This is a genomic window from Massilia sp. MP_M2 (assembly GCF_039123635.1).
Lineage (GTDB): Bacteria > Pseudomonadota > Gammaproteobacteria > Burkholderiales > Burkholderiaceae_D > Telluria.
Genome location: NZ_JBCHJF010000001.1, coordinates 364,007 through 375,564 on the forward strand (window position 1 = coordinate 364,007; position 11,558 = coordinate 375,564).

The window sequence follows — 11,558 nt, forward strand, 5'->3', positions numbered from 1 at the left end:
GGATGGCAGTGCCAGATACCCTTCATCCCGATCCCGAACAGCTGGCAATCTGGCTGCACGGCGCAGCACAAGGTGACGCTGCGGCCTTCCGCGCGTTGTATGACACCATTTCGCCGAAACTGTTCGGCTACGCGCTGCGTATATTAGGCAAGCGCGAACTGGCTGAAGAAGCACTGCAGGAGGGATTCGTGGCGATCTGGAACGGCGCTGCCGGTTACCAGCGCCACCTGGCCGCGCCCATGACCTGGATGACGACGATCGTGCGCAACAAATCGCTCGACCTGCTGCGTCGCTGTGCTCACGACCTCGACATCGACGGCACCGTCTTCGATGTCGAGATCATGGCGGCCTTGCAGGATCCGCGCGCCACGCCGATCGACGCGCTGCTCATCAGCCATGACGCCAAGGCGCTGGCCTACTGCATGTCGTTGCTCGAAGGGGCGCACCGGCAAGTCGTCGGCCTGGCCTTCTTCCACGACCTGTCGCACAGCGAGGTGGCGCAGCAGATGGCGATACCGATCGGTACCGTCAAGACCTGGATCCGCCGCAGCCTGGAGCGACTCAAGACCTGCCTGGTTAAAGGCGAACGAACATGAATATCCGCAACAACCCGCAACTGTGCGACAAGCTGGCGGCCGAGTATGTCCTCGGCACGCTCAGGGGCGGCGCGCGCCGGCGTTTCGAGCGCTATCTGCGTGACGACGCGAACCTGCGGCGCCTGACCGCCGAATGGCAGGAACGCCTGATGCCGATGGCCGAATTCTCGGGTGCGCAAGCGCCGCGTGCCCAGGTGTGGCGCGCGATCGAACGCCGCCTGGGCCTGGGCCAAGTGCAACAACGTGCGCACGCGGCCTGGCAGTTCTGGCGCACCGAGTCGCTGACCTTCTGGCGTTCGCTGAGCCTCGCGTCACTGGCGGCGACCTTGCTGATGGTGGGCGTGCTGCGCTCGACGCTGGTCGAGGCGCCGCAGGTCGATCTGGTCGCCACGCTGATCGATGACAAGGCACGCACGGCGCTGCTGCTGACCGCCGACAGCGAGCGCCGCGTGTTCACGGCGCGCCTGGTCGAGAACGCACCAGTGGCTGCCGACAAGTCGCTGCAATTGTGGGCCGTTCCCAAGCAAGGCGCGCCCCGTTCGCTCGGCGTGATCCCGCCGGAAGGCGCGATTGAGCTGCCACTAACTGGCAGCGCGATCGGCGACGATATCGCCACGCTGGCTGTGTCGCTCGAACCGCGCGGCGGTTCGCCCGGCGCCGGCGGGCCGACCGGACCGATTCTGTACAAGGGCAACTGGGTGCGGATGCTGTAGCGGCGCCTGACGTCTGGCGTCAACCTCAGCGCAGCAGCCGCAGCCCATACAGCCCGCCGGCCAGCGAACCGGCCTGCGCGACAAAGCGCACGTTGAGTAGACCTTGCGCGGCGTCCCTCAGCGCGGCCGGAATCGGGTAGTCGACCGTGTAGAAATCCCCGGCCGCGTCGGCGGTCAGCGTGACGTTGGCCAGCAACCGGCCATTGATCAGGATAGCGAAACGCCGCCCCGCATCGGCCTTTGCATAGGTCAGCCGCAGCACGCTGGCTTCCTGCTTCGGATCCTTCAGTTCGTAGCTGAACCACTTCGATGCATGGCGCCAGTGGCGCCCGCTATTGACACCGGCGTCGATGCCCTCGCCCTTGAAGAAATGGTCGGACTCCGGTTGCTGCTCGCCCGGTGCGACCTGGTCGATGGTGCGCGCATCGAGCGCCAGGCGCTCTGCTTCGCCCGCTGCATTGGCCGCCTGCTGCGCCTTCAGCCCGACCGGCGTCGCGTGCTGCCAGACCATCGTGTAACGCGATTCGTGCAGGCGGAAGAACGGCACGAACTCGGTGGCTGGTCCGTCTGCGCCATGCACCAGCCCCGGCGCGGTGAACGTCAATGGCTTGCCCGCCACCGGCTTGAATCTGCGGATGAAGTCCATCGAATCGCTGACGAACATCGGCGCCGATTCCATCGGGCAGACCGGCCCGGATGCGATGTGGCCCATGCGCGCGTCGTCGGCCAGATACTGCAGCCGCTCGTCGCCCGGCATCCGTGTCCTGGCCGCGAGCACCACCGGGCCGTGCAGGACCGTGTAGTAGTTGGACTTGTCCGGCAGCTGCTCCAGGTGCGTGGTCATCGGCAGGCGCACGTCGATCCGGTCGTCTGCGCGCCAGCTGCGCGTGAGCGCCACGTAGCCACCCGGCCCGGCATCAGGCTTGACCGGCCTGCCATTGACCTGCACCGTCATGCGACCCGGCGCCACCCAACCGGGATAGCGGATCTTGACCGTGAACGTGTCCGAGCCGGGCGTGACGCGGTCGATCGTCAGGCGCGTCGTCTCGGCATCCGGGAAGCGGGTCGCCTGCGTCAGCCGGACACCCTGCGCTTTCCAGTCGAGGGTCGAGGCCATGAACAGATTGACGAACAAGGTGTCCTTTTCGTGCGCGTAGATGAATTCACCGTACTTGGCGTGGCTTTCGATGCCCGAGCCCACGCAGCACCACATGCCCTGGTCGGGCTGCGAATACACGCGGTAGTGATTCGGCCGCAGCGGCGTGAAATACACGAACCCGCCTTGCGGGCGCTGCGACGACAGGATGTGGTTGTACAGCGCGCGCTCGTAATAGTCGCCGTACGCGCCCTTTTGCTCGGCCGCGAACAGCATCTGCGTCAGCTTGAGCATATTGTAGGTGTTGCAGGTCTCCGGCCCTTCGACGTCATGCACCATCGGCGCGAAGTCGTCCTGGCTGTGGAAATGCTCCTTGACGCTGTTACCGCCGATCGCCACCGAGCGCTTGTCCACCACCGTCTGCCAGAAGAACCTGGCCGCGTCGCCCATGTCCTTGCGCCCCGTCGCATCATGGATACGCTGAAAACCAATGACCTTCGGGATCTGCGTGTTGGCATGCAGGCCGGTGAGCTGGTCGTCGTGGCGGGCCAGCGGCTGCAGGATCGCCTGGTGCGAAAAGCGCAGTGCGAGGTCGAGGTACTTCTTGTTGCCGGTGATCTCGGCGACATCGACGAAGATCTCGTTCATGCCGCCATGCTCGCTGCGCAGCATCGCCTGCATCTGTTCCGGCGACAGGCGCGTGGTCAAGGCCAGCGCCCAGTCGGACAGCGCAACCAGCATGGCGCAAGCGTCCGCGTTGCCGCCATAGCGGTAGGCATCGCGCAGACCCGCATAGACCTTGTGCAGGTTGTACCACGGCACCCACTTGCCGTTGACCGAGAAGCCATCGGCTTCGAGCTTGCCGGCCGCGACATCGCGCCAGGCCTGGCGGCCACCCGGGATGCCGCCGAGGTAGCCGTCGCCGTTGGCGTGCTGCGCGCGCTGCAGCTCGGCGACCATGTAATTCAGGCGGCGCAGCGTTTCGGCGTCGCCGGTGGACGCGTACATGAGCGCCAGCGCCGACAGGTAATGCCCGCCCATGTGACCATCCAGGCCCGAGGATTCCCAGTTGCCGTAGCTCGGCTTGCGCGGTGCCAGTCCGGCTTCGCGCAGGAACGGTGCAAGCAGGCGGTCCGGCTCCATCGCCATCAGGTAATTCAGGTTGGTGGTCTGGGCGTCGAGGAACGGCCCCGCGCCCAGCCGCACGTCGGCCAGCGGAAACGGCGCGGCCGCCTGCGCCAGCGTACCTGCTCCCAGCAGCAGCCATGCCAGGAGGCGAACCTTCATGGCTGCAGCGCGCTCTGGTAGCGATTCAGGTCCTTCTGATCGAGCACCGGCCAGCCATCCCGGTCCCAGCCCATGTCCAGCACCTTCAGCTTCTGCTTGAAGCGGTCAGCGGTCTCGTACGCGTGCAGCACCATGTAGTCCTTGCCGTCGAATGTATAGGCGCTGTTGTGGCCCAGGCCACGCCAGTCGCTGTCGCCCGCGATCACGAGCGTGCCGCCGCCCTTGGCCAGGTCGACGCCGTTGCGGTCGAGGTAGGGCCCGGTGATCGTTTTCGCACGGCCCACCACCACCTTGTACGTGCTGTCCTTGCCCTTGCAGCACAGGTCCCATGAGGCAAACAGGTAGTACCAGCCGTTCTTCGGGAAGATAAAGGGCGCCTCGATCTGCGCCGGCCCGGCCTCGTCGTCCGGCGTGAAGGCCGGCCGCTCGCGGCGCGCGATCGTGTGCCATTCCTGCGGCTCGGCGAGCCGGGTGCGGCTGGCGTCGAGCATGACCAGTTTCAGGCCGCCCCAGAACGAGCCGAACGACATCCACGGCGTCCCTTTGGCGTCGTCGATCACCTGCGCGTCGATGGCGTTCCACAGGTCGCGCCCCGGCACCGACTGCACGACCGGGCCATGGTCTTCCCATTTGTAGGCGGGCGAACGCGGGTCGAGCGTCGTGTTGACGGTCACGCCGATGGCCGACGTGTTCTTGCCGAAGCCCGACACCGAGTAGTACAGGTAGTACTTGCCGTCGTGTTGGTAGATATCGGGCGCCCAGATATGACCGTCGAAGGTCGGCGCGGCCCGTGGCGCCCAGGCCGGGCCCTCCTTGAAGACGCGCCCTTCCGGCTTCCAGTTCGTCAGGTCGGTCGAACTGTAGAACGTGATCCCGGGGCCGGTGCTGAACAGGTAGTAGCGCGCGCCCTGCTTTGCCATGACCGGGTCGTGCACGCCGACCTGCGCGGCACTGGCGCCGCCGGCGGCGCTGGCCGCGCTGACAATCGCCAGCGCCGCCCACACGAGGTGTGCGGCCCGCACTTACGCCTCGACCGCGAAGACCATCACGGCCTTGGCCGGGACCTTGATCGTCAGCTTGCCATCCTGCGCCCTCGCGCTGAACGGCGCCGGCTTGATCGCCTGTGGCTTCTCGAACGTGTTGTGCGCGTCCATCGCGTCGGCCGTCAGCACCTGGCCCGCGACGCCGCCGACCGTCAGGCCCGCCACGTTGAGCGTGACATCGCTGGCGCGCGTCGGGTGCGTATTGACCAGCGCGATATATACCTTGCCGTCCCTGGCGCGCGCCGCCGTGGCGCTGATGCCCGGCACGCCCTTGCCATTGCTCGAATAGGCCACGTCGTTGTCGACCGCCACCGGCAGCGATGTCGCATCCTGGAACGGGATGTACATCTTGTACGCGTGGTAGGTTGGCGTCAGCAGCATCTTCTCCTTGTCGGTGATGATCATCGCCTGCAGCACGTTGACCATCTGCGCGATGTTCGTCATGCGCACGCGCTCGGCGTGGGCATGGAAGATGTTGAAGTTCAGCGCCGCCACGACCGCGTCGCGCAGGGTGTTACGCTGGAACAGGAAGCCCGGATTGGTGCCCGGTTCGACGTCGTACCAGGTGCCCCACTCGTCGACATAGAACCCGATTTTCTTCTCGGGATCGTTCTTGTCGAGGATGGCGATGTTCTGCTTGATATGCTGGTCCATGCGCAGCGTTTGCTGCATGGTCGAGAACCATTCCGATTCCGGGAAGCCGGTGGCGGCGCCCTTCTTTTCCCACACGCCGGTCGGCAGCGTGTAGTAGTGATAGCTGATGCCGTCGGTGCCGCGCGCGGCCTCCTTGCTCAGTACCTCGGTCCACCTGGTGTCGTTGTCGTTGCCGCCGCTGGCGACCATTTTCGGTCGCGCATCCGGTGGCGTTTTCAGGAACGTCGCGTAGTGGTTGTACAGGTTGGCATAGTATTCCGGCTTCATGTTGCCGCCGCAGCCCCAGGCTTCGTTGCCGATGCCGAAATAGGCCACCTTGTACGGCGCCTTGCGGCCGTTCTTGCGGCGCAGTTCGGCCAGGGACGACTTGGTGTCCGACGTCATGTACTCGAGCCACTCGGCCATCTCTTGCGGCGTACCGGAACCCAGGTTGCCGTTGATGTAGGCTTCGGTGCCCAGAATCTCGACCAGGTCGAAGAATTCGTGCGTGCCCACGGCGTTGTCTTCGGCCACGCCGCCCCAGTGCGTGTTGACCTTGACCGGGCGCTTGTTGCGCGCGCCGATGCCGTCGCGCCAGTGGTATTCATCGGCAAAGCAGCCGCCCGGCCAGCGCACCAGCGGGACCTTCAGTTCCTTCAACGCGCCGACGACGTCATTGCGCCAGCCGCGGGTATTCGGAATAGACGAGTTCTGGCCGACCCACAGGCCGCCGTAGATGCCGGTGCCAAGGTGTTCGGCAAACTGGCCATACACGTTCTTGTTGATGACGGGGCCAGGCTTGCCGGTGTCGACCGACACGCTGACCTGGGCAAAGGCGGGCATGGCGGCCAGGCCGCATGCGAGGATGAGGGGTTTGAGTGCTTTCAACATTGTCTCCATTGGTTTTGCCTGCTTGTTGTTGCAGGCTTGTTTTATTGACCTGTGCCGCGATGTGACGGCCGGCGCATCTCAGGTCCAGCCGGCATCCACGACGAAATCCTGCGCCGTGCACATCTGGCTATCGTCGGCGCCCAGGAACAGCACCATGCGCGCGACATCCTGTGGCATCAGCTTGCCCGGCAGGCACTGCGCTTTCTTGATCTCTTCTTCGGCCGCGTCGTCCACCCACAAGTCGATCTGCCGCTGCGTCATGACCCAGCCGGGCGTGACGGTGTTGACCCGCACGCCGAACGGTCCGAGGTCACGCGCCAGGCTGCGCGTCAGGCCGATCACGGCGGCCTTGGTCGTCGCATAGACCGGATAGCCGGCGCCCTTGGCATGCCAGGACATCGAACTGAAATTGATGATCGAGCCGCCGCCCTTCTTTTTCATGCCCGGCAAGACCGCCTGGCAGGTAAAGAACATCGGGCGCTGGTTGATCGCGATGCGCTCGTTCCAGTAGTCGAGCGAGACGTCCTGGATATCGTGGCGCTGGTCGTTCGCTGCATTGTTGACCAGCACCTCGAAGTCGCCCAGTTGCGCGGCCAGTTCGGCCATCGTGCGCTGCAGCGCGGGGATGTCGGTGATGTCGCAGTATCGATACGCCGGCGCCCGGTGGCCGGCCCCGGCCAGCTGCGCGCACAGCGCTTCGCTGGCGTCGCGCGCGATGTCCACGAACGCGACGATGGCGCCCTGCGCCACGAACGCTTCCACGATGGCCGCGCCGATACCGGTGCCGCCGCCCGTCACAAACACCCGCCGGTCCCTCAGGCTCGGGTAGTTCGCCATGTGTTGCATGCTTGTCTCCATCTTGTTGTTGTCTGCCCGCTCACTCTTTGGTGAGCGCGCCATCCCGGCGCCGCCAGGCGCCCAGCGGGTTGCCGTCTTGCAGGACCGCCGGCAGCAGTGCGGCCGGCAGGTTCTGGTAGCAGACCGGTCGCAGGAAGCGGCTGATCGCGCCCGTTCCCACGGAGGTGCTGCGGCCATCGGCCGTCGACGGGAACGGCCCGCCATGCACCATCGCCGTCGAGACCTCGACGCCGGTAGGATACCCGTTGGCCAGGATGCGGCCCACCTTGCGCTCCAGCGTCGGCAGCAGCATTCGGGCGGCCGCGATGTCGCCCGCGTCGAGCTGCAGCGTGGCGGTCAGCTGGCCTTCGATGGCCTCGGCCACGTCGCGCATGTTGCCCGCATCCTTGCAGACCACCAGCACCGAGGCGGGGCCGAACACTTCGTCGTGCAGCTCGGTGCGTGCCAGGAATTCATCGGCCGTGGTGCGAAACAACGCCGCGCCGCCCTTGCCTTCTTCGTGCGCCACCCGTGCGAGCGTCGTGATCGCGTCGTTGCCGGCCAGCGCCTCGACGCCTTTGCGGTAGCTGTCCGCAATGCCCTGGTTGAGCATCACGGCGCTGCTGGACGCGGCCAAAGCGTCGCTCGCGGCGTTGGCAAACGCATCCAGGCCCGGCCCGTCGACCGCCAGCACCAGCCCGGGATTGGTGCAGAACTGGCCGACGCCCATGGTCAGCGACGCGGCAAAGCCCTTGCCGATCTCCTCGCCGCGGTTGGCCAGCGCCTCGGGCAGCAGGAATACCGGATTGATCGAGCTCATTTCGGCATACACGGGAATCGGCTGCTTGCGCGCGGCCGCCACCGCCATCAGGGCCAGGCCGCCCGAGCGCGAGCCGGTAAAGCCCACGGCCTGGATCGCCGGGTGCGCCACCAGGCGCTGGCCGATGCCGTTGCCAGTCCCGCTCAACAGCGCAAACACGCCGGCCGGCAAGCCGCATTGCGCGACGGCCCGTGCGACGGCGCGGCCCACGAGTTCCGACGTGCCCGGGTGGGCCGAATGGGCCTTGAGCACGACCGGACAACCGGCCGCAAACGCGGCCGCCGTGTCGCCACCGGCAACCGAGAACGCCAGCGGGAAGTTACTGGCGGCGAACACGGCCACCGGGCCGACGCCGATCAGGCGCATGCGCAGGTCGGGCCGGGGCGGCGCACGATCAGGCAGCGCCGTGTCCAGGCGCGCGTCGTTCCATGACCCTTCGCGCAGCAGCGTGGCAAACAAACGCAGCTGGCCCACGGTGCGCATGCGCTCACCTTCCAGGCGCACGCGCGGCAGGCCGGTCTCCAGCATCGCACGTTCGATCAGCGCGTCGCCGATGGCCAGCACCTGCTCGGCCACGGTCTCGAGAAACTGCGCACGGGCCGCGTCGCCCGTTGCACGAAAGGCGTCGAAGGCATCGCCCGCCAGCGTGCAGGCGCGGTCGATCTGCTCGGGCGTGACCATGTGGAAGGCCGGCTCGATGTGCTCGCGCTGGCCCGGCGCCCAGGCCTGGAACGCGCCCGCGCCGCCGCGCTCTGCAAGGCCGTTGATGATGGCGTCGCCGGTGAGGTTCATAAGGCGGTCACTTTCGTGTAAGGCGTAGCTTGCACCGCGAGGCGGTTGCGCAGCGCCGGGCCGAAGGTGGGCGACGCGACTTCGAAGATTTCTCCCTCGCTGACCTGGACGCCATCGGCAAAGCTCAGCGTGGCGGTGCCGAAGAAGTGGATGTGGACGTCGCCGGCGCGTTTGAACAGGCCGTACTTGAAGTGGTGGTGCTCGAGGTTCTCGAGCGTGTGCGACATGTTCTGCTCGCCGCTGACGAAGTGCTTTTCCCAGCGCACCTGGCCATCCGCGCCGATGATGCGCGAGACGCCCGCGACGTGCGCCGGCAGGTCGCCCACCAGCAGCGCCGGCCCCAGGCCGCAGTTGCGCAGCTTGGAATGCGCAAGGTACAGGTAGTTCTGGCGCTCGGTCACGTGATCGGAAAACTCGTTGCCGATGGCGTAACCGAGGCGGTACGGGTGCCCGTCGTCGCCGATCAGGTACAGGCCGGCGATCTCCGGTTCTTCGCCGCCGTCGAGCGAGAATGCCGGCATCTCGAGGTCCTGGCCAGTGGCGCGCACGATCGAGCCATCGCCCTTGTAGAACCATTCCGGCTGCACGCCGGCCGTGCCGGTCGGCGGCTTGCCGCCTTCGACGCCCATGCGGAACATCTTCATGCTGTCGCTGAGCGCGGCGATATCGCCGCCGATCTTCTGGTGCATGGCGTCACGGGCATCGGCGCTGCCCAGGTGAGTCAGGCCGGTGCCGGTCACGTAGCAGTGGGCAGCGTCCGGGTGGTCGAGCGGCGGCAGGATGCGGCCGGCCTGCGCGGTGGCGTCATAGTCGACATGCTGCGCGCCGGCAGCGCCCTCGGCCAGCTGGGCAAGACCCTGGCAACTGCCAATGGCGGCGCGTGCGAGCTCCAGGGTGGTGGTGTAGCCATCGATGACGCGGATGGTGGCGCCGGCCAGGATGCCGACCCGGCGCTCCTGCGCTTCGGTCAGAAATTGGATGAGCAGCATGCTCTGGTCTCCTCGGTTCTTGGTTCAGTGGGAATGCTTCGGCACCGCCGAGCCACGGCAGCCGACGAGGAAATCGAAATCGCAGCCGTCGTCGGCCTGCATCACGTGATCGAGGTACAGGCGCTGGTAGCCGCTGTGCTGCACGGGCTTGTTCTTTTCGGCGCGCTCGGCCAGCCGGCGCACGATCTCGGCATCCGGCAGTTCGACGTTGAGCAGCCCGTTATGGCAATCGAGCTGGATCATGTCGCCGTCCTGCACGATACCCAGCGGGCCGCCGTCCATCGCTTCCGGCGCCACGTGCAGCACCACGGTGCCATATGCCGTGCCGCTCATGCGCGCGTCCGAGATGCGCACCATGTCGGTGATGCCCCTGGCCAGCAGCTTGGGCGGCAAGCCCATATTGCCCACTTCGGCCATGCCCGGATACCCTTTCGGGCCGCAGTTCTTCATCAGGAGCACAGAGTTTTCGTCGACGTCCAGGTCCGGGTCGAGGATGCGCTGCTTGTAGTGATCGAAGTCTTCAAACACCACGGCGCGCCCCCGATGCTGCATCAGGTGCGGCGAGGCAGCCGACGGTTTGAGTACGGCGCCGCGCGGCGCGAGATTGCCGCGCAGGATGCAGATGCCGCCGTCCGCGATCAGCGGATTGTCCAGCTGGCGCACGACGTCATCGTTATAGATCGGCGCGGCGACGCAGTTTTCCCACAGCGTGTTGCCGTTGACGGTCAGCGCATCCTTGTTGGGAATCAGGCCACCCTCGCCCAGGCGGCGAATCACGGCCGGCAAGCCGCCCGCGTAATAAAACTCTTCCATCAGGAAGCGCCCCGATGGCAGCAGGTCGACCACGGTCGGCGTGCCCTTGCCGATGCGGGTCCAGTCTTCCAGTTCGAGCGGCACGCCCACCCGCCCGGCAATGGCCTTCAGGTGGATCACGGCATTGGTCGAGCCGCCGATGGCCGCATTCACGCGGATGGCGTTCTCGAAGTTTGCGCGGGTGAGGATCTTCGACAGGCGCAGGTCTTCGTGCACCATCTCGACGATGCGCATGCCCGACATGTGCGCCAGCACGTAGCGGCGCGCATCCACGGCGGGAATCGCCGCGTTGTGCGGCAGCGAGGTGCCCAGCGCTTCGGCCATGCAGGCCATCGTCGACGCCGTGCCCATCGTGTTGCAGGTGCCCGCGCTGCGTGAGTGGCCCGCTTCGGCCGACAGGAATTCGTGCATCGTGATCGTGCCGGCCTTGGCCTGCTCGTGCAACTGCCAGACGGCGGTGCCGGAGCCGATGTCCTTGCCGTTCAGTTTACCGTTGAGCATCGGGCCGCCGGTGACGACGATCGTCGGCAGGTCGACGCTGGCCGCGCCCATCAGCAGCGCCGGCGTGGTCTTGTCGCAGCCGACCAGCAGCACGACCGCATCCATCGGATTGCCGCGGATGGATTCCTCGACGTCCATGCTGGCCAGATTCCGGGTCAGCATTGCCGTCGGGCGCAGATTGGATTCGCCGTTCGAAAACACGGGAAATTCAACGGGGAAGCCGCCCGCTTCGAGGATGCCGCGCTTGACGTGCTCGGCCAGTTTGCGGAAGTGCGCATTGCACGGGGTCAGTTCGGACCAGGTGTTGCAGATGCCGATGATCGGCTTGCCCTGGAATTCGTGGTCGGGTATGCCCTGGTTCTTCATCCAGCTGCGGTACATGAACCCGTTTTTATCCTGCGTGCCAAACCATGCCGCAGAACGCAGCGGCGTCTTTTTCTTTGCCTCGGACATCGTATCTCCTCGTTATTCTCTGGATGAAGCGTGCATGGTGCCGCTGTCCATATCACTTGATTACCGAGAGGAAGTCTAAAGTCCGGGCAGATAA

General features: G+C 66.1%; 9 protein-coding genes. 2 read left to right on the forward strand and 7 right to left on the reverse strand.

What is annotated here, in order from left to right; all coding sequences use genetic code 11:
* The first annotated feature begins 8 nt into the window (after nucleotides 1–8).
* Together RCH14_RS01650 and RCH14_RS01655 are read left to right on the forward strand one after the other, a co-directional pair.
* A complete protein-coding gene (locus RCH14_RS01650; protein WP_407070035.1) occupies nucleotides 9–596 on the forward strand; it encodes a sigma-70 family RNA polymerase sigma factor in 588 nt (195 codons plus the stop codon).
* Nucleotides 593–1,309 (forward strand): anti-sigma factor domain-containing protein, encoded by a 717-nt coding sequence (locus RCH14_RS01655; RefSeq protein WP_343024423.1) that lies wholly within the window; start codon nucleotides 593–595, stop codon nucleotides 1,307–1,309. The genes RCH14_RS01650 and RCH14_RS01655 overlap by 4 nt, the downstream gene beginning before the upstream one ends.
* A 25-nt stretch (nucleotides 1,310–1,334) precedes the next feature.
* Here RCH14_RS01655 and RCH14_RS01660 read toward each other — a convergent pair whose 3' ends face one another.
* The 7 genes from RCH14_RS01660 to RCH14_RS01690 all read right to left on the reverse strand — a co-directional run bounded on the left by RCH14_RS01660 (nucleotide 1,335) and on the right by RCH14_RS01690 (nucleotide 11,464).
* A complete protein-coding gene (locus RCH14_RS01660) occupies nucleotides 1,335–3,692 on the reverse strand; it encodes a glycoside hydrolase family 127 protein (RefSeq protein WP_343024424.1) in 2,358 nt (785 codons plus the stop codon).
* Nucleotides 3,689–4,714 carry an arabinan endo-1,5-alpha-L-arabinosidase gene (locus RCH14_RS01665; protein WP_343024425.1) on the reverse strand — a complete coding sequence of 342 codons (1,026 nt, stop codon included), beginning with the start codon at nucleotides 4,712–4,714 and terminating at the stop codon, nucleotides 3,689–3,691. The genes RCH14_RS01660 and RCH14_RS01665 overlap by 4 nt, the downstream gene beginning before the upstream one ends.
* Nucleotides 4,715–6,259, reverse strand: a complete 1,545-nt coding sequence (locus RCH14_RS01670) for an alpha-N-arabinofuranosidase (protein WP_407070036.1) — start codon at nucleotides 6,257–6,259, stop codon at nucleotides 4,715–4,717.
* Between the two features lie 78 nt (nucleotides 6,260–6,337).
* The gene (locus tag RCH14_RS01675) at nucleotides 6,338–7,105 is read right to left on the reverse strand and encodes an SDR family oxidoreductase (RefSeq protein ID WP_343024426.1); all 768 of its coding nucleotides are present in this window, start codon (nucleotides 7,103–7,105) and stop codon (nucleotides 6,338–6,340) included.
* Nucleotides 7,106–7,136: 31 nt separating this feature from the next.
* Nucleotides 7,137–8,708, reverse strand: coding sequence for an aldehyde dehydrogenase (NADP(+)) (locus RCH14_RS01680; protein WP_343024427.1), 1,572 nt, complete (start codon nucleotides 8,706–8,708; stop codon nucleotides 7,137–7,139).
* Complete coding sequence (araD1, locus tag RCH14_RS01685) at nucleotides 8,705–9,697, reverse strand: AraD1 family protein (RefSeq protein WP_343024428.1); 993 nt, start codon at nucleotides 9,695–9,697, stop codon at nucleotides 8,705–8,707. Before araD1 ends, RCH14_RS01680 begins: the two co-directional genes overlap by 4 nt.
* A gap of 24 nt (nucleotides 9,698–9,721) precedes the next feature.
* Nucleotides 9,722–11,464: an IlvD/Edd family dehydratase gene (locus tag RCH14_RS01690; protein WP_343024429.1), complete on the reverse strand. Its 1,743-nt coding sequence runs from the start codon at nucleotides 11,462–11,464 to the stop codon at nucleotides 9,722–9,724.
* Between the last annotated feature and the right edge of the window lie 94 nt (nucleotides 11,465–11,558).